General features: G+C 71.0%; 13 protein-coding genes. 12 read left to right on the forward strand and 1 reads right to left on the reverse strand.

Features of this window, described 5'->3' with window-relative positions; translation table 11 throughout:
- Positions 1 to 54: 54 nt before the first annotated feature.
- From LWF15_RS01680 to LWF15_RS01710, 7 genes are all read left to right on the forward strand, one after another.
- Positions 55 to 927 (forward strand): MIP/aquaporin family protein, encoded by an 873-nt coding sequence (locus tag LWF15_RS01680; RefSeq protein WP_232808518.1) that lies wholly within the window; start codon positions 55 to 57, stop codon positions 925 to 927.
- Between the two features lie 3 nt (positions 928 to 930).
- Positions 931 to 2,445 (forward strand): glycerol kinase GlpK, encoded by a 1,515-nt coding sequence (gene glpK / locus LWF15_RS01685; RefSeq protein ID WP_232808519.1) that lies wholly within the window; start codon positions 931 to 933, stop codon positions 2,443 to 2,445.
- Complete coding sequence (locus tag LWF15_RS01690; protein ID WP_232808520.1) at positions 2,442 to 4,154, forward strand: glycerol-3-phosphate dehydrogenase/oxidase; 1,713 nt, start codon at positions 2,442 to 2,444, stop codon at positions 4,152 to 4,154. Before glpK ends, LWF15_RS01690 begins: the two co-directional genes overlap by 4 nt.
- 162 nt (positions 4,155 to 4,316) lie before the next feature.
- The gene (locus LWF15_RS01695) at positions 4,317 to 4,970 is read left to right on the forward strand and encodes a hypothetical protein (RefSeq protein ID WP_232808521.1); all 654 of its coding nucleotides are present in this window, start codon (positions 4,317 to 4,319) and stop codon (positions 4,968 to 4,970) included.
- A 116-nt stretch (positions 4,971 to 5,086) separates the two neighbouring features.
- Complete coding sequence (locus tag LWF15_RS01700) at positions 5,087 to 5,761, forward strand: hypothetical protein (RefSeq protein ID WP_232808522.1); 675 nt, start codon at positions 5,087 to 5,089, stop codon at positions 5,759 to 5,761.
- Between the two features lie 69 nt (positions 5,762 to 5,830).
- Positions 5,831 to 6,535, forward strand: coding sequence for a hypothetical protein (locus tag LWF15_RS01705; protein WP_232808523.1), 705 nt, complete (start codon positions 5,831 to 5,833; stop codon positions 6,533 to 6,535).
- 75 nt (positions 6,536 to 6,610) lie between these two features.
- Positions 6,611 to 8,665, forward strand: coding sequence for an amylo-alpha-1,6-glucosidase (locus tag LWF15_RS01710; RefSeq protein ID WP_232808524.1), 2,055 nt, complete (start codon positions 6,611 to 6,613; stop codon positions 8,663 to 8,665).
- Here the strand turns inward: LWF15_RS01710 and LWF15_RS01715 are convergent.
- Positions 8,640 to 9,164, reverse strand: a complete 525-nt coding sequence (locus LWF15_RS01715) for a PASTA domain-containing protein (protein WP_232808525.1) — start codon at positions 9,162 to 9,164, stop codon at positions 8,640 to 8,642. The genes LWF15_RS01710 and LWF15_RS01715 overlap by 26 nt on opposite strands.
- A gap of 208 nt (positions 9,165 to 9,372) precedes the next feature.
- Here LWF15_RS01715 and LWF15_RS01720 point away from each other — a divergent pair, with 208 nt between their 5' ends.
- From LWF15_RS01720 to LWF15_RS01740, 5 genes are all read left to right on the forward strand, one after another.
- Positions 9,373 to 10,593, forward strand: a complete 1,221-nt coding sequence (locus LWF15_RS01720; RefSeq protein WP_232808526.1) for a hypothetical protein — start codon at positions 9,373 to 9,375, stop codon at positions 10,591 to 10,593.
- A gap of 58 nt (positions 10,594 to 10,651) precedes the next feature.
- Positions 10,652 to 11,653, forward strand: coding sequence for an NAD-dependent epimerase/dehydratase family protein (locus LWF15_RS01725; protein ID WP_232808527.1), 1,002 nt, complete (start codon positions 10,652 to 10,654; stop codon positions 11,651 to 11,653).
- Positions 11,654 to 11,787: 134 nt separating this feature from the next.
- Positions 11,788 to 14,346, forward strand: a complete 2,559-nt coding sequence (locus LWF15_RS37240) for a carboxylate--amine ligase/circularly permuted type 2 ATP-grasp protein (protein ID WP_232808528.1) — start codon at positions 11,788 to 11,790, stop codon at positions 14,344 to 14,346.
- Between the two features lie 85 nt (positions 14,347 to 14,431).
- Positions 14,432 to 16,204, forward strand: a complete 1,773-nt coding sequence (locus LWF15_RS01735) for an N-acetylglutaminylglutamine amidotransferase (RefSeq protein ID WP_232808529.1) — start codon at positions 14,432 to 14,434, stop codon at positions 16,202 to 16,204.
- Entirely contained in the window at positions 16,201 to 18,093 is a 1,893-nt protein-coding gene (locus LWF15_RS01740; protein WP_232808530.1) for a S9 family peptidase, read from the forward strand. The genes LWF15_RS01735 and LWF15_RS01740 overlap by 4 nt, the downstream gene beginning before the upstream one ends.
- The last annotated feature ends 116 nt before the right edge of the window (positions 18,094 to 18,209 follow it).

Here is an 18,209-nt window from a genome sequence, read left to right on the forward strand (position 1 = left end):
GCTTCGAGGGACCCGGAAACATCAGGGCAACATTCATCGGACAAGGGTGACGCCATGCCAAAGACGGCACGCGCAGCCGGTCGCACGACCGCAGCGGACAAGAATCCGCCCAACCTTCCCTCCCCGGCCCCCAGGGTCCCCGGTCTCACCGGTGAACTGGCCGCCGAGTTCTTCGGAACCTTCATCCTGATCCTCTTCGGGGTCGGCGTGGTCGCCCAGGTGGTCGCCGGCGGGATCGGTGACCACGACAGCATCACCTGGGCCTGGGGCTTCGGCGTCATGCTGGGCATCTTCGCCGCCGGCAAGATCAGCGGCGCCCACCTGAACCCCGCGGTCACCATCGCCCTGGCCGCCTACCAGGGCTTCTCCTGGGCCAAGGTCGCGCCCTACATCGCGGCCCAGACCGTCGGTGCCTTCCTGGCCGCGCTGATCGTGCGCTGGAACTACACCGACGTGATCGCCGCCGTGGACCCCGGCCACACCATTGCCACCCAGGGCATCTTCTCGACCCTTCCGGGCAACGGGACCCTGCCGGTCGGCCAGGGCGGCGCCCTGCGCGACCAGATCATCGGTACCGCGATCCTGGTCTTCCTGGTCTTCGCGATCACCGACTCCCGCAACTCCCCGCCGCTGGCCAACCTCACCCCGCTGTTCGTCGGCCTGCTGGTGGTCGCGATCGGGATGGCCTGGGGCACGCTCGACGGCTACGCGATCAACCCGGCCCGCGACTTCGGCCCGCGTCTGGCCTCGTTCTTCACCGGTTACGGCACCGCGATGCGAGATCAGAACGGAGACCTGTTCTTCTGGGTCCCGATCGTCGGCCCGATCATCGGCGGTCTCGTCGGCGGCGCCCTGTACAAGTACGGCCTGCAGATCTTCCTGCCCAAGGCCGACGAAACCACCCCTGCCCAGGCAAAGGAGCTGTAAGTCATGGCAGACCTCATCGGTGCGATCGACCAGGGCACCACGTCGACCCGGTTCATGCTCTTCGACCACGCGGGCAACGAGCGCGGCAAGAGCCAGCTCGAGCACGAGCAGATCCTGCCCCAGGCCGGCTGGGTGGAGCACAGCCCGGTGGAGATCTGGGAGCGCACCCGGTCGGTGATGACCAACACGCTCAACGGCCTGGGCCTGCAGCCCTCGGACCTGGCCGCGCTGGGTATCACCAACCAGCGTGAGACCACGGTGGTCTGGAACAAGAAGACCGGCCGCCCGTACTACAACGCGATCGTCTGGCAGGACACCCGCACCGACCGGATCGCCTCGGCCCTGGACCGTGAGGGCAAGGGCGACGTGATCCGGCAGAAGGCGGGCATCCCGCCGGCCACCTACTTCTCGGCCGGCAAGATCCAGTGGATCCTGGAGAACGTCCCGGGCGCCCGTGAGGACGCCGAGAAGGGCGACGCGATCTTCGGCAACACCGACAGCTGGCTGGTCTGGAACCTGACCGGCGGGGTGAACGGCGGCAAGCACGTCACCGACGTGACCAACGCCAGCCGCACCATGCTGATGAACCTCGAGACGCTGGACTGGGACGACGAACTGCTGTCGTTCTTCAACATCCCCCGGCAGATGCTCCCGGAGATCAAGCCGTCGTCCGAGCCGTCCTGGTACGGCGAGGTGGTCAGCCCCAGCGGCTTCCACGGCATCCCGATCTCCGGCATCCTCGGCGACCAGCAGGCCGCCATGGTGGGCCAGGTGTGCTTCGCCGCGGGCGAGGCCAAGAACACCTACGGCACCGGCAACTTCCTGCTGCTGAACACCGGCAACGAGCTCGTCCGCTCGAAGAACGGCCTGCTCACCACGGTCTGCTACAAGTTCGGCGACGAGGCCCCGGTCTACGCGCTGGAGGGCTCGATCGCGGTCACCGGCTCGGCCGTGCAGTGGCTGCGCGACCAGCTCGGCATCATCTCGGGCGCCTCCGAGATCGAGACCCTGGCCCGCAGCGTCAAGGACTCCGGCGGCATGTACTTCGTGCCGGCCTTCTCCGGCCTGTTCGCTCCCTACTGGCGCAGTGACGCCCGCGGGGCCATCGTCGGTATGTCGCGGTACAACACCAACGCGCACCTGGCCCGGGCCACGCTGGAGTCGATCTGCTACCAGAGCAAGGACGTGTCGGACGCGATGGAGGCGGACTCGGGTGTGAAGCTCGAGGTGCTCAAGGTGGACGGCGGGGTGACCGCTAACGAGCTGTGCATGCAGCTCCAGGCGGACATCCTGGACGTGCCCGTGAGCCGCCCGGTGGTCGCCGAGACCACGGCGCTCGGGGCGGCCTACGCGGCCGGCCTGGCCGTCGGGTTCTGGCAGAACACCGACGAGCTGCGGCAGAACTGGAACGAGTCGAAGCGCTGGAGCCCGGAGTGGTCCGAGGAGCAGCGCACCAGCGGTTACGCGGGCTGGAAGAAGGCCGTGGACCGGACGACAGGATGGGTGGAAGTGGAATGAGCACCGCGCAGGAACCGTTCAGCCCGGCCGGACGCGAAGCCGCACTGGCCAGGCTGGCGGAGGAGGAACTCGACGTCCTGGTGATCGGGGGTGGGGTGGTCGGCGCCGGTGCGGCGCTGGACGCCGTCACCCGCGGTCTGAGCACCGGTCTGGTCGAGATGCGGGACTACGCGGCGGGCACCTCCAGCCGGTCGACCAAGCTGTTCCACGGTGGTCTGCGCTACCTGGAGCAGCTCAACTTCGCGCTGGTGTTCGAGGCGCTGAAGGAACGGTCGCTGAACCTGGAGACCCTCGCCCCGCACCTCGTCCACCCGGTGGAGTTCATCTACCCGCTGACCAAGCCGTTCGACCACGCCTACGTGTCCCTGGGCATGGGTGTGTACGACGTCATGGGCTCGGGCCGGGGCGTGCCGCACCACATGCGGTACATGCGCCGGGCCAAGGCGGCCGAGTCGTTCCCCTCCGGCAAGCGTGCGGAGATCACCGGGGCGATCTCGTTCTACGAGGGCCAGGTGGACGACGCTCGGCACACCATGATGATCGCCCGTACGGCGGCCTCCTACGGTGCGGCGATCGCCAACAGCACCCGGGTGGAACGGTTCCTGCGTGAGGACGACCGCGTGATCGGCGTGGTCGCCCGGGATCTGGAGTCCGGCAAGGAGTTCGAGATCCGCGCCCAGCACGTGATCAACGCGGCCGGGGTGTGGACCGACGAGATCCAGGAGATGGTCGGCGGCCGCGGGTCGTTCCGGGTGCGCGCCTCCAAGGGCGTGCACCTGGTGGTCCCGCGCAACCGGATCAACAGCCGTACCGGCATCATCCACCGGACCGAGAAGAGCCTGCTCTTCATCATCCCGCGGGGCAGCCACTGGGTGATCGGCACGACCGACACGGACTGGAACCTGGACAAGGCCCACCCGGCCGCCAGCCAGACCGACATCGACTACCTCCTCGACCACGCCAACGCGCTGCTGGCCGACCCACTCACCCGGGAGGACGTCGTCGGCGTCTACGCCGGGCTCCGGCCGCTGCTGGCCGGGGAGGACGAGTCGACCAGCACGCTCTCCCGGGAGCACGCGGTGGCCAGCCCGGTCCGCGGTCTGACCGTGATCGCCGGCGGGAAGTACACCACCTACCGGGTGATGGCCAAGGACGCGGTCGACAACGCGGTGCACGGCCTGGAGCGCAAGGTTGCCGGGTCGATCACCGAGAAGGTGCCGCTGATCGGGGCCGACGGCTACTTCGCGGCCTGGAACAACCGGGCCCAGATCGCGAAGCGGGCCGGGCTGCGGGTGCATGTGCTCGAGCACCTGCTCAACCGCTACGGCAGCCTCTACACCCAGCTGCTCGACCTGATCCAGGAACGGCCGGAACTGGCCGAGCCGCTGGCCGGCGGGCCGGAGTACCTGAAGGCCGAGATCGTCTACGCGGCCTCGCACGAGGGCGCCCAGCACCTGGACGACATCCTGGCCCGGCGCACCCGGCTCTCGATCGAGGTGCCGGACCGTGGGCACCAGGCCGCCTCCGAGGTCGCCGAACTGGTGGCCCCGGTGCTGGGCTGGGGTCCGGAGCAGGTCGCCCGCGAGGTGGAGCACTACCAGAAGCGGGTGGCGGCCGAGATCGAGTCGCAGAAGCAGCCCGACGACCAGACCGCCGACGCCGCCCGGCTCGGTGCTCCGGACGTGCGGGTCGGTATCCCGAAGGACTGAGCCGATCAGGCACAGACCTGATCAGCAGCAGTTCTGCACCAGACTTCGCGGTCGGCCCGGAGAACCCCCGGGCCGGCCGCGATCTCCAAGCCCGTTGTGTTCTGGGTCATGTTCACCGGAAACGGCCGCGTCCGAGGGCTTTCGAACCTATCTTCGGCGATCATGAAGAACATCCGCCGGGCCACCGCCGGTCTGGTCACTGCGGCCGTGGTCACCTCGCTGGTCGTGCTGGCCCCCGCCTCCCCGGCCGGTGCGGCCGACGCCCCCTGCTCGATCACCCCGAACTCGGTCACGGTCTACGACCGGCCGAAGACGGTGAAGCTCGACGTGAAGTCCGACTTCCCCTACTGGGCCGCCGACGTCACCCGTGACCTGCGTTTCGACGCCGACGACGAGAACCCCCGGGCGACGATCTCACCCCAGGCGCTGTACCCGCAGAACGCCGGGAAGCGCACCGCGACGATCGCCCTGCTGGACGAGACCGGTGACTCCACCGTCTGCGAGCCCGCGTTCAGCCTGATGCAGGGCTCGGCGGTCACCGTCGCGGTGAAGAAGACCGGCACCAAGCGTCAGGTCTCGGGCACGCTCAGGCAGATCGTCTTCGGCGCGGTCGAGCCGTGGCAGCCCGCCGTGGGCCAGAAGGTCGCCGTGCAGTACAAGGCCAAGAGCGGCAAGTGGGTCACCACCGCCACGGTGAAGACCACGGCCGGCGGCAAGTTCAAGGTCACGAAGAAGCTGGGCAAGCGGACGTGGCGGGTCACCTACGCCGGTACCGCCACCGTTGCCCCCCGCACCTCCAAGTCGATCACTCGCTGACCCGGTGGGGTACGGGCCCCTCCCGCACCCCACCACCAAACCGCTCACCGACGTCCTCTGTTCGGTCGAGACCCGAACCACCGCCGGAGCGGTACCCGGGCGCCTACTCTCGGAGGATGATCTCGCTGCGCAAGCCCGCGGCCGGCATCGTGGCCGCAGCCGTCCTCGTCCCGCTGACCCTGATCGGGTCGGCCGGGACCGCCTCTGCCCAGACCACCACCTGCGACCTGCGCCCCCGCGGCACCATCGTCGGGGCCAAGACCAAGACGGTCGACTTCAACGTCCCCTCCGCCACCGAGTTCACCTACGAGCTGCCCGAACTGGGCCTGTACGTCTACGACACCGAGGTGGACGGCGACGGCAGCTTCGCCGAGATCGGCCCCGAGCTGTACAAGAACTCCGACGCCGGGGCCCACCAGGGCGAGGTGCAGCGGGTGCGCCGCAGCGACGGCGAGCAGGACACCTGCACCGCCACCTGGAGGATCAAGCGGGCCACCCGGCTGCAGGACGTGAAGGTCAGCAGGATCGAGCACGGCCGCAAGCTCACCGGCCGGCTGGAACGCGTGGTCTGGGGCAAGAAACCGGACGACCGCTGGACCAGCTACTCGAAGGGGTCGGTCAGCATCTACTTCGAGAACGCCCGGGGCAAGTGGCAGAACGCCGGTTCCGCCGAGCTCACCAAGGGCGGCAGGTTCACGTTCACCAAGCAGATCGGGGAACGCCGGTGGCGCCTGTACTTCCAGGGTGACAACCTCTCCGGCTCCTCGCCCGAGATCGAGGTCAAGGGCTGATCCGGTAGCCAAGGTCACGATTGCCTGAATTGCACCCCGGCGGAGCGGAATCCGCGTAGGTTTCCGGCCATGACTTCGCTTCGCCGGGCTGCTGTTGCCCTGGCCTCCGCCGTAACCCTCACGTCGCTGGCCCTTCTCGCCCCCGCCACGTCCGCCTCCGCCGCGCCCGTGGCCCCCGGCATCTCCTCTTCGCAGTGCCCGCTCCAGCCCACCCTGGTCACCCTCGCCGACAAGCCGGAGAACGTGAAGTTCGACGTGAAGTCGGCGTACCCGTACTGGTCGATGCGCTTCACCACCGACGACCTGGGCGTGCAGGGGCCCTACCTGCTGCCCGACAAGAGCGACCTGACCTTCAAGCTCAGCCCGGCCAAGCTCTACAACAGCACCGCCGGCCTGGTGCCGGTCAAGCTCGACCTGTACGAGGAGGACCTCGACCTGGTCGGCACCTGCAACACCTCGTTCCGGCTGCTGCGGGCCTCCAAGACCACGGTGGCGGTGAAGAAGGTGAAGAACGGGCGGCAGATCTCCGGCACGGTGCGCCGGGTGTCGTTCGGGCAGCCGGCCGACCGGACCTGGATCAAGGTCAAGGGCCAGGGCGTCTCGATCGAGGTCAAGAAGAAGGGCCAGTGGGTCTCCGTCGACTGGGTGAAGACCGCCGCCGACGGCACCTTCAGCAGCAAGGTGAAGGCGAGCAAGAAGAAGAGCCAGTGGCGGGCCGTTTTCGGCGGCATGGGCAGCACCACCACCAGCACCTCGAAGACCGTCACCAAGTGACGGATTGACCCGCCTGCGGGTGCTCTGGTCGGCTGGTGCTCGATCCAGCCGACCGGACCACCTGCGGGAGTGACGATGCCGTCGTCCGAGCAAGAACTCCAGCCCTGGCTGCACGACCTGGTCACCACCCTGTGCGCCCCGACCACCGTGCTCGCCGAGCCCTCCGGGCAGATCCGCGGCACCGGGGCCCAGGGGGTGCTGCACAGCGACGTGAGAGTGCTCCGGCGCGCGCTGTTGCGGGTGAACGGCGAAGAGCCCGAACCGGTCGGCGGAGGTGCGGTCTCGGCCGGGATCGCCCGGTTCGTCTCGGTACCCCGGGCCCTGGCCTCGGGGGCCGTGCGCATCGACCGCACCCGCACGGTGACCGCGGGCGAGGTCTCGGAGCGCATCGTGCTGACTTCGGTCTCGTCCCAACCGGTCTCGCTACGGGTCGAACTGGAGCTGGGCACCGACCTGGCCCGGGTCGAGACCTTCCGGGCCGGCCGGGCCACCGAGGACGCCCCGGCATCCGGCGGGCACCCGGTCCGATGGGGGGACGGGGGTGCCCGGGTCATGGTCTCGGCCCCCGGAGCGCAGCGGGTCGACTCGACCGACCCGCCCCACCTGCAGTTGTGCTGGTCGGTGGAGCTGCCGCCACGCGGCACGAAGAGCCTGGGCTGGAACCTGACCGCGAGCACCGAGGCCACCCCGGTGATCGCCCCCGGGCTCACCTCCGTGCTCGGGCGCAGCCTCACCGTCCAGGCCGACGACCACCGGATAGCGGCCCTGCTCAGCACCTCGTGGTCCGACCTACGCGCTCTGCGGATGGCTCCGGCCGACGATCCCTCGGCGGTTTTCCTGGCCGCCGGATCACCCTGGTACTTCACTCTTTTCGGCCGGGACAGCATCTGGGCCGCCCGCTTCCTGCTGCCCTTCGGCACCGACCTGGCCGAGGGCACCCTCCGGGCCCTGGCGGCCCGGCAGGGCACTGCGGTGAACCCCGCCACGGCCGAGGAACCCGGTAAGATCCCGCACGAGATCCGTTCCGGCACAACCCGGATCGGCAGCATGACCCTTCCGCCGCTGTACTACGGCACGGTCGACGCGACGCCGCTGTGGATCTGCCTGCTGCACGACGCCTGGCGGTGGGGGCTGGCCGAGGAGTCCGTGCAGGCCCTGCTGCCGGCTCTGGAGGCGGCCCTGGGCTGGATGCAGAACCACGGCGACCCCGACGGCGACGGCTTCCTCGAATACCTCGACCGCTCCGGGCACGGCCTGGCCAACCAGGGCTGGAAGGACTCCCCCGACTCGGTCCGCTTCGCCGACGGCACGATCGCCGAGGGCCCGGTGGCGCTGTGCGAGGTGCAGGGTTACGCCTACGAGGCGGCCGTGCACGGGGCCGCCCTGCTCGAGCACTTCGGCCGGCCCGACGCCCTGTTCTGGCGGGACTGGGCGCAGGGCCTCGCCGAGCGGTTCCGCGCCCGGTTCTGGGTCACCCGGGACGACGGGATGCACTTCCCGGCGCTCGCCCGGGACGGCGCCCAGCGCCCGGTCGACTCGCTGACCAGCAACATCGGCCATCTGCTGGGCACCGGCCTGCTCACCGCGGCCGAGTCCGAGCACGTCGCCGCCCTGCTGGCCCGGCCCGAACTGTCCAGCGGTCACGGCCTGCGCACGATGGCCACCTCCGAGGGCGGCTACGACCCGCTCAGCTACCACTGCGGTTCGGTCTGGGCCCACGACACCGCGATCGCGATCCACGGGCTGACCCGCGCCGGCCTCGGCACCGCCGCGTTCGGCCTGGTCGAAGGGCTGCTCGCGGCCGGGGCGGGCTTCGGCTACCGGCTGCCTGAGCTGTACGGCGGCGACCCGGCCGGCTACACCGCCGGCCCCCTGCCCTACCCCACCGCCTGCCGCCCGCAGGCCTGGTCGGCGGCCGCGATCGGCCCGATCGTGCAGGCCCTGGCCGGTCTCTCGGCCGAGAACGGCACGCTGGAGTGCCTGCCGCCCGAGGGGTCACCGTTCGGGGCGCTGGAGGTCAGCGGCCTGAGGTTCGGCCGGGAAGAGCTGACGGTGAGCGTGGAGCGGGACGGGCGCGGAAGGCTCCATCCCCCGGCCGAGGGGCTCAGGGGCAGTTCTCCGACAGCTTGACCGCCTCCAGGCGCACCAGCTTGGTCTTCAGCACCTGCTTGCCCGCGACCGGCGACTGGCGGCAGACCTTCCAGCCGGAGTCGAGCAGCTGGAAGCGGTCCTGGTCGGTGGCGTCCACCTGGTCGAGCAGGTAGCTGCCGCGGGCCTGCAGGTCGTCCTGCGCCTGCTGCAGATTGCGGCCGACGAGGTCGGGCATGGTGAAGCGGGGCTCGGTGACGCCCTTCTTCACGTCGGACGCCACCTCCTTGAACCGGTCGGCGGCCTCCCGGGCCTCGTCGCGGCGCTCCTCCTCGGCCGTGCGCGGGTCGTTCTCGCGGTCTTCGGCGCGCTCCCGCTCGATCTCCTCGCGGCTCTGGGTGGAGGCCGGGGCCGCCTCGGCGGGCGGGTTCTCGCCCGCGTCGATCGAGCCCACCTGGGCACCGCCGCCTCCGCAGGCGACCAGCGAGAGCGCCAGCAACCCGGCCCCGACGGCCGCGAGCGTGCTCCGAACAGCCCTCATGCCGCGTCCCCCTTTCGGCTCTGATGTGACCGTACGTCATGCACCCGGGCGGGGGCACGGTGTGCGTGGACCACCACCGGCGAACCCGCACGATCGGGTCGATCTTCTGCCTTCCACGGTAACCCGGACGACACCTCAAGCTTTTGGAGCAGCGAGCCGAATCGTCGAGCACTGGTGGTGAAGGACGGCCGAGAAGGAGCACCCCCCGATGTCCCCCATGCCGCACCTGGCTCGCAAGAGCAAGAGCGATCCGCACACCGAACTGGACCGGGCTGCCCACGAGTTCGCCGACCAGCTGGGCACCGAGCGCCTGCAGGCCGAGATCGTGCGCCGGCTGGAGGAGCACTGCCAGGCCCACGAGCCGCACGACGGGTTCCACGCGGTGCACGTGGTGGACTCGACCGGCGGCCTGCCCGACGTGGCCGAGGTGCAGCTGGCCGTGCTGCACCCGCGGCACCTGCACGACCCGGCCGAGGTGCACGGTTCGCTGGCCGACCCGGTGCCCACCTCACCCGCGGCCGAGCACACCCTGAGGCTGACCGCCGCGCACGGCCGCCGGCCCCGCACCCATCGCAACGCCGTGGTCGTCCTGGCTCCGGACGCACACCACTACCCCATGCTGGAGTCGTCCGTCCGGGAGTACCTGGCCTGGTCCCACGTGGCTGCGATGGCCCATCCGCTGGGGCTGCCCAGCGGCTCGGCCGAGCAGGCCCGGGCCTGGATGAGCGCGGCCGACGACAACGTCCGGGCGCAGCTGCTGGAAACCTACTTCTGGGTGCTGGTCCCGGTGCAGGCCGACGAGGAGGCGCCGGTGGGCGTGCGGGTGCTGACCGCCGAGGGCGCCACCAGCAGCCTGGCCGAGCGGGCCGGGCTGACCCTGCGCGCCGAGGGTGAACTGGTCACCGCCCGCGACGACCACGCGATCCGGCGCGACCTGGACGGCCCGCTGACCACCAGCTGGCGCGCCGGGCACATCAGCCTGGGCGAGCTCTGGGAGCTCTACACCTCGCTGACCTACCTGCCCCGGCTGAGCGACCGCTCGGTGCTGGAGGCCGCCCTGGCCTCCGCGATCGGTGACGAGCTGGACTGGCAGTACCAGGGTTTCGCCCTGGCCGACGGGTACGACCAGCGCAAGTCCTCCTACCTGGGCCTGCGTCTGCCGGGCGACGACCAGCCGCCCGAGCGGGTGAAGGACAGCACCCTGGTGGTGCGCCCCGACCGGGCGGTCGAGCAGCGCCACAGCGACCTGGCCGAGGAGAACCTGAGCCGGCTGAAGACGATCGACCACCTCGACCACGAGGACCCGATCCCGCCGCTGCCCCGGCTCTCGCCGGACGGCCAGCTGACCCCGGCCGCCATCCTGCAGGCCGGTCAGGGCCGCGACGACCAGGGCCGGCCGACCGGCGACCGGGAGCGCTCGGCGAACTGACCTTCTCCTGCCCGCAGAAAAGCTGGCCCAGCCGCCGTCCGGGCACCAGGGTGGCGACATGAGGATCCTGGTGCTGGGCGGAACCGAGTTCGTCGGACGGGCGCTGGTCGACGCGGCCGTGCAGCGCGGTCACGAGGTGACCACGCTGAACCGGGGCCGCAACGCCGATGTGGACGCGAAAGTGGTCTCGCTGCGCGGTGACCGGACCACGCCCGAGGGGCTGCAGGCCCTCCAGGGGCGCACCTGGGACGTGGTCCTGGACACCTGGAGCTGGGACTCCTACGCAGTCAATGACAGTGCCCGCGCTCTGCGGGACCAGGTCGGGCGCTACGTCTTCGTGTCCACCCGCTCGGTGTACCGCTACCCGAGCCCGGCCGGCGCCGACGAGAGCGCGCCGCTGCTGGACGGCGATCCGGAGGCCGGGCGGGACGGCACACCCGTGCCCTACGGCGAGGCCAAGCGCGGTGCCGAGATCGCCGTGGAGCAGGCCTTCGGCGATCGTCACCTGCACGTGCGCGCCGGTCTGATCCTCGGCCCGCACGAGAACATCGGCCGGCTGCCCTGGTGGCTGGGACGGCTGGCCCGGGGCGGCGACGTCCTGGCGCCCGGCCCCGAGAACCTGCCGCTGCAGTACGTGGACGCCCGTGACCTCGCCGAATGGACGATCGACGCGGCCGAGCAGGGCCTTTCCGGGCCGTACGACATGGTCAGCCGTTCCGGCCACACCACCATGGGCGAGTTCCTGCGCACCTGTGCCACGGTCACCGGATCCGATGCCCGATTGCGCTGGGCCGACCCGGAGGCGGTGGTGGCGGCGGGGATCGAACCGTGGACGCAACTGCCGGTCTGGATCCCGCCCGGTCCCGACCACGCCGGCCTGCACCTGAGCGACACGTCGAAGGTGCTCGCCGCCGGCCTGCGCTGCCGCCCGCCGGCCGAGACGGTCGAGGACACGTGGAGCTGGCTGCAGTCGATCGGTGGGCAGGCCCCCCAGCGTCCCGACCGGCCCGTGGTGGGGCTCGACCCGCAGCGCGAGGCGGCCTTCCTGAAGGCCCTGTGACCAGCACCGACGGTGATCCGACGCTGACCGGCAGTCGGCGCAATCGGTTCGAAATGTGCAGGTCATGCATGTGATCTAGCCTCGAGTGGCGGTGATCATCCGCGTCCGGCGATCAGTGCGAGGTACCACCAGTCGTGAGCGGTTCCGGCGAACTCACCAGCCTCGGCGTGGAAGAAGAGTTCCACGTCGTCGACCTGCTCTCCCGCGAGCTCGTGGCCCAGGCCCCGAAGCTGCTCGAGCACCTGCCCGCCGACACGTACTCCGACGAGCTGATGCGCAGCGTGGTCGAGAGCAACACCCCGGTCTGCGACACCCTCGCCGACCTGCGGCAGGCTCTGGTGAACACCCGCCGGGCGCTGGTCGAGGTGGCCACCCCGATGGGTCTGGGCGTGGTCGCCGCGGGCACCGTCCCGCTGGTCGACCCGCTGCAGCTGTCGGTGACCCCGAGCAAGCGATACGAGCACATGCTCGACGAGTACCAGGCCCTGGTGCGCGAGCAGCTGATCTGCGGCGCCCAGGTGCACGTGCAGGTCTCCGACCGCGACCTGGCCGTGCAGATCGCCCAGCGGGTCACGCCGCGTCTGCCGGCGCTGCTCGCCCTCTCGGCGTCCTCCCCGTTCTGGATGGGTGAGGACTCGGGCTACGCCAGCAACCGCTCGCTGCTGTGGTCGCGCTGGCCCACGGCCGGCCTCAGCGGTGAGGTCAGCTCCGCCGCCGAGCACGACCAGCTGATCGCCGACCTGGTCGCCTCCGGCACGATCAGCGACGCCGGGATGATCTACTTCGACGTCCGCCCCTCCTCGCACCTGCCCACCCTCGAGCTGCGCCTCACCGACGCCTGCCCCGACCTCGACACCGTGGTGCTGCTGGCCGGGCTGTTCCGGGCGATGGTGCGCCAGGAGCACGCGGCGATCACCGCGGGCGAGCCGGCCCGCCGCTGGCCCGCCCCGCTGCTGCGCGCCGCGCTCTGGCGGGCCGCCCGCTCCGGGCTCGAGGGCGACCTGCTCGACCTGCCGCGTTCCTCCCGGCCGGTCCCGGCCGCCGAGGCCGTGCACAACCTGCTGGACGACCTGCGCCCGCAGCTCGAGGCGGCCGGAGACTGGACCGAGGTCGGCGAGCTGGCCGAGAGGGCGCTGGTGCGGGGCAGTTCCGCGGCCGAGCAGCGCGCGGTCTACGAACGCCGTGAGCGCTTCGCCGACGTGGTCGACATGCTGGTCAGCCGCACCGACCCGGACCGCCCGGCGCCCACCGTGCCGGGCGAGCCCGGGCACCCGGCCGCGCTGCCGCTCTACCAGAAGTCCGGCGACGAGGCCCTGGCCGCCGACGGCCCGACCCCGCCCTACGCCGAGATGATGCGTGTGCTCGAGGATCTCGGCCCGGGCGGGATGCGTCAGCGCGAGCGCCGGCGCGACGAGGAACAGCGCTCGCACGGCGTCACCTTCGGGGTGCCGGGCCGGGCCAGCGCCCGCCTGTTCCCGGTCGACCTGCTGCCGCGGGTGGTGCAGGCCGACGAGTGGAGCAGGCTCAGCCTCGGTCTGCGCCAGCGCGCAGCCGCCCTCGATGCGTTCCTGCACGACGTCTACGGTGAGCGCACGATCGTCAAGGAGGGCGTGGTGCCGGCCTGGGTGGTCGACTCGGCCCCCGGTCTGCGCGGCACCGGTGCCCTGGTGCACCGGCAGAAGGTGCGCGCCCACATCAGCGGCATGGACCTGGTGAAGGACTCGGTCACCGGCGACTGGCTGATCCTGGAGGACAACCTGCGGGTGCCCTCGGGCCTGGGCTACTCGGTGCAGAACCGGCGCCTGACCGACGCCGTCATGGGCGACCTGCCCCGGCCCCAGGGCCTGCTCGATCCCGAGGCGGTGCCCGGCCTGCTGCTGCAGACGCTGCAGAACGCGGCCCTGCCCAGCGCCCCCGACAACCCGCAGGTGGTGCTGCTCAGCGAGGGCCCCGAGGGCTCGGCCTGGTTCGAGCACCGGATGCTGGCCAACGAGATGGGCGTACCGGTCGCCGAGATCGGCGACCTGCTGGTCGAGAACGACACGGTGTACCTGCTGCGCGAGGGCGGCCGGGTCCGGGTCGACGTGCTCTATCTACGGGTCGACGAGGAGGCGCTGCTGCACGCCTCCGGTGCCGACGGACGTCCATTGGGCCCCTCTCTGCTCTCCGCGGTGGGGGCGGCCCGGGTGGCCCTGTGCAACACGCCGGGCAACGGGGTGGGCGACGACAAGGCGATCTACGCGTTCGTGCCCCAGATGGTCGAGTACTACCTGGGCGAGAAGCCGCTGCTGAAGAGCGTTCCCACCTATCTGTGCGGGCTCCCCGACCAGGCCGCGCAGGTGCTCGACCGGCTCGGGGAACTGGTGCTCAAGCCGGTCGACGGCTACGGCGGCGAGGGCGTGATGATCGGCCCGATGGCCTCCGAGCAGGAGCTGCAGGCCCACCGCAAGCAGCTGACGGCCGCCCCGCACCGCTGGATCGCCCAGGACGTGGTGTCGTTGTCGACCATGCCCTGCCTCACCGACGACCGGCTCACCGCCCACCACGTCGACCTGCGGGCCTTCGTGCTGAACCCGGGAACCGGCGAGCTGCAGGTCGCGCCGACCGCCCTGACCCGGGTGGCCCCGGCCGACAGCATGGTCGTGAACAGTTCCCGCGGAGGCGGTTCCAAGGACACCTGGCTGCTGACGTAGCTCTCGGGTTGCGCGCCCCCCACAAGCACGTGTCAACTCGGTAGGGCGTTGTGGCTCGGTGTTGGCAAGTCTGGGAGGTTCGTGCATGTGCGGCTTGGGTGGCGAGTTCCGGCTGGACGGAGGAAGGCCCGACGCCGAGGCGGTGGCGCGGATGTCACCCTGCCTGGAGCGCCGGGGGCCGGACTCGAAGGGCACCTGGTCGCACGGGCCGGTCGCGTTCCTGCACCACCGGCTGCGGATCATCGACCTCTCACCGGCCGGCTCCCAGCCGATGGTCGACGAGGAGCTGCGTCTGGCCCTGGTGTTCAACGGCTGCATCTACAACCACCACGAGCTGCGCCGCGAACTCGAGGGCCACGGCTACCGTTTCCGGTCCACGTCCGACACCGAGGTGGTCCTCAAGGCCTACCACCGCTGGGGCACCGCCTGTGTGGAGCGCTTCCTCGGGATGTTCGCGTTCGTCGTGCACGAGCTCGACTCCGGGCGCCTGGTGATGGCCCGGGACCGGCTCGGGATCAAGCCGCTCTACCTGAGCGAGACCCCGCAGCGGATCCGCTTCGCCTCCAGCCTGCCCGCCCTGACCGCGGCCGGCGACGTGGACACCAGCATCGACCGGGTGGCCCTGCACCACTACCTGTCCTGGCACTCGGTGGTCCCGGCCCCGCGCACCGTCCTCAACGGCGTCCGCAAACTGCCACCGGCCACGGTCCGGGTGATCGAACCCGACGGTTCCGGCACCGAGACCGTCTACTGGAACCCCCCGGCGACCCGGTCGTCCGTGATCCGCCCCGAGGAGTGGCGCGAGCGCACCCTGGCCGCCCTCGACCTGGCCGTGCAGCGGCGGATGGTGGCCGACGTGCCGGTCGGCGTGCTGCTGTCCGGCGGCCTCGACTCCAGCCTGGTGGTCGCGCTGCTGGCCCGGGCCGGGCAGTCCGGCCTGGCCACCTTCAGCATCGGCTTCGACGCGGTGGGCGGCGAGAGCGGCGACGAGTTCGAGTACTCCGACCTGGTGGCCAAGGAGTTCGACACCGACCACCACAAGATCCCGATCCCGCCCGAGCGGCTGGCCAGCGGGGTGGACGGCGCGATCGCGGCGATGAGCGAGCCGATGGTCAGCCACGACTGCGTGGCGTTCTACCTGCTCTCCGAAGAGGTCTCGAAGAAGATCACGGTGGTCCAGTCGGGCCAGGGCGCGGACGAGGTGTTCGCCGGCTACGACTGGTACCCGCCGCTGCGCGACGTGCCCCGCGAGGACGCGGTCGCCGCCTACTCGAAGGTCTTCTTCGACCGGCCCGACGCGACCGTGGCCCAGCTGCTGAACCCGGACTGGTACGTGCCCGGCGATCCCAGCACGGCCTTCGTCCGCGAGCACTTCGCCGCCCCGGGCGCGCAGACCACGCTGGACGCGGCGTTGCGCATCGACAGCCGGGTCATGCTCGTCGACGACCCGGTCAAGCGGGTCGACAACATGACGATGGCCTGGGGGCTGGAGGCGCGGGTGCCTTTCCTCGATCATGAGCTGGTGGAACTCGCGGCCCAGTGCCCACCCGAACTGAAGCTGGCCCACGGCGGCAAGGGGGTGCTGAAGGAGGCGGCCCGCGGGGTGGTGCCGGACGCGGTGATCGACCGGACGAAGGGCTACTTCCCGGTGCCCGGCGTGCGGCATCTGGAGGGCAGCATCCTCGACCGGGTGCGCGACGCGCTGACCTCGTCCGCGGCCCGTGACCGGGGGCTGTTCCGCGACGACGTGGTCACCACGCTGCTGGCCGACCCGAACACCGCCCGCACCACGATCGGCGCCAACGTGCTGTGGCAGATCGGTCTGCTCGAGCTGTGGCTCCAGCGGACCGGTCTGTGAGCGTTCAGGGGCCCGGCGCGGAGGTCGAGACCCAGGGCATGGGTGTCGAGGACCAGTCCGCCGAGGCCGTACCGGAAGACGTCTACGGCAGCTGGTCGCCCACCCCTGATCCGGACGGTTCACGGGTCGCCTTCATCTCCGACCGGGGCGGTGCCCCCGCGATCTGGATCAAGGGCCCCGGCCCGCAGCCCACCGCCTCCGGCATCTCGCTGGCCCGGGTCACCTCGATCGGCTGGTCGCCCGACGGCGAGTGGCTGGCCTGCCTGGTGGCCGGGTCGGGCAGTTCGAGGGACGAGGTGTGGGTGGCCCGGCCGGACGGCTCGGGTCTGCGCCTGGTCGCCGGTGGCCCCGGCTCGACCGCCTGGCTGGGAGCCGGATCCCGGCAGGGATGGACGGCCGACGGACGGCTGATGGTCACCGAGACGGTCGGGGCGGTGGCTTCCGCGGTGCTCGTCTCCCCCGCGGACGGTTCGCGCTCGGTGATCACTTCGGGGCCACTGATCTCGATTTTGGACGTCTCTGGTGGGCGAGCGCTGATCCGGCGGGGTCCGCGTAGCTACCGCACTCTGGCGGTGTGCGCGCTGGACGGCTCGGACGAGCAGCCAGTCAGTACGTCGGTCACCGGGGAGCGGGGCGGATTCGCCGACCTGGGCGGCCTTTCCCCCGACGGCCGGTTCGTCTACGCCCGTTCCGAGGCCGACCACGACCTGGCCACGCTGGTCCGGGTCTCGCTGTCCGACGCCTCGGTCGAGCTGCTCGCCCAGCGCAAAGACGCTGAGCTGCAGAGCTTCACGCTGTCCACCGACGGGAGCACGGCCGTACTCCTGTGGAACGAGTACGGCGGCACCAACGCGGTCAGCCTGCTCGACCTGCAGTCTCTGGAGCAGGAGGAAGTCGGCCCGCTGCCCCGCGACGTGGTGGACAACTGCCTGCTGTTCGCCGGGGGCAAGTCACTGATCCTCACCGCGGAAGACTGGTCCGACCCTCGGGGCGCCTGGACCATCGACCTGGCTTCCGGCACCACTCTGCCCCTGACCAGCCGGGCCGACGGTGAGCTGCGCGGTTCGCGGGGGGCCAGTTACGCCACCGTGGACACCGCCGACCTGACTCGTCCCGTGCTGCGCCGCTTCCCCGGTCTGGACGGCCGGGAGATCAGCGGCTGGCTGTACCGGCCGGACTCCCCGGCCCCCTGGCCGACGATGATCCACCTGCACGGCGGCCCGGAGGCGCAGGAGCGCCCGGTGTACAACTCGCTGTTCCAGTCGCTGGTGGCCGCCGGGGTCGCGGTGTTCGCCCCCAACGTCCGGGGCTCCTCGGGTTTCGGGCGTTCGTACGAGACGGCCGACGACGTCGAACTGCGGCTCGGATCGGTCCAGGACGTCTACGCGGCGGCGGAACATCTCATCGGCTGCGGCATTTCGACACCCGGGCGGGTGGGCCTGATGGGCCGCTCGTACGGCGGCTACCTGACCCTGGCCGGGCTGACCTGGTACCCGGAGATGTTCGCAGTGGGCATCGACGTCTGCGGCATGGCCGATCTGGAGACGTTCTACCAGCACACCGAGCCCTGGATCGCGGCCGCCGCGGTGTCCAAGTACGGCGACCCGGCGAAGCACGCCGACCTGCTGCGCGGCTTCTCCCCGATCCACCGCATCGACCGACTGCGCGCCCCCTTGCTGGTGGTGCACGGCGCCGACGACACCAACGTGCCGGTGGAGGAAGCCGAGCAGGTGGTGGCCGCCCTGGCCGAACGCGAGCGACCGCACCGCTACCTGCTCTTCCCCGGCGAGGGGCACGAACTGCTCGACACCGCGAACCGCGTGACCTTCGTGCGGGCCGCCGTGGAATGGGCCTGCGACCACCTCGGGGTAGAGCGCTCCGAGGCCTGAAAGTGATGTGAGAAGGACGCGTGCAGCGCGAGTGCCGGACGGCTCCGGCCCCACGACAGGCTCACCCATCTGGGCTAGCCTGAACGCGAAGGGGAGTAACTCCACCTGCTCTCGCC

This window comes from Kineosporia rhizophila (assembly GCF_021277265.1).
Classification (GTDB): domain Bacteria; phylum Actinomycetota; class Actinomycetes; order Actinomycetales; family Kineosporiaceae; genus Kineosporia; species Kineosporia rhizophila.

Excerpts from the sequence above, each read along its gene's own strand:
- LWF15_RS01680 (WP_232808518.1), top strand. The coding sequence starts at position 55 with ATGCCAAAGACGGCACGCGCAGCCGGTCGCACGACCGCAGCGGACAAG.
- glpK (WP_232808519.1), top strand. The coding sequence starts at position 931 with ATGGCAGACCTCATCGGTGCGATCGACCAGGGCACCACGTCGACCCGG.
- LWF15_RS01690 (WP_232808520.1), top strand. The coding sequence starts at position 2,442 with ATGAGCACCGCGCAGGAACCGTTCAGCCCGGCCGGACGCGAAGCCGCA.
- LWF15_RS01695 (WP_232808521.1), top strand. The coding sequence starts at position 4,317 with ATGAAGAACATCCGCCGGGCCACCGCCGGTCTGGTCACTGCGGCCGTG.
- LWF15_RS01700 (WP_232808522.1), top strand. The coding sequence starts at position 5,087 with ATGATCTCGCTGCGCAAGCCCGCGGCCGGCATCGTGGCCGCAGCCGTC.
- LWF15_RS01705 (WP_232808523.1), top strand. The coding sequence starts at position 5,831 with ATGACTTCGCTTCGCCGGGCTGCTGTTGCCCTGGCCTCCGCCGTAACC.
- LWF15_RS01710 (WP_232808524.1), top strand. The coding sequence starts at position 6,611 with ATGCCGTCGTCCGAGCAAGAACTCCAGCCCTGGCTGCACGACCTGGTC.
- LWF15_RS01715 (WP_232808525.1), bottom strand. The coding sequence starts at position 9,164 with ATGAGGGCTGTTCGGAGCACGCTCGCGGCCGTCGGGGCCGGGTTGCTG.
- LWF15_RS01720 (WP_232808526.1), top strand. The coding sequence starts at position 9,373 with ATGTCCCCCATGCCGCACCTGGCTCGCAAGAGCAAGAGCGATCCGCAC.
- LWF15_RS01725 (WP_232808527.1), top strand. The coding sequence starts at position 10,652 with ATGAGGATCCTGGTGCTGGGCGGAACCGAGTTCGTCGGACGGGCGCTG.
- LWF15_RS01735 (WP_232808529.1), top strand. The coding sequence starts at position 14,432 with ATGTGCGGCTTGGGTGGCGAGTTCCGGCTGGACGGAGGAAGGCCCGAC.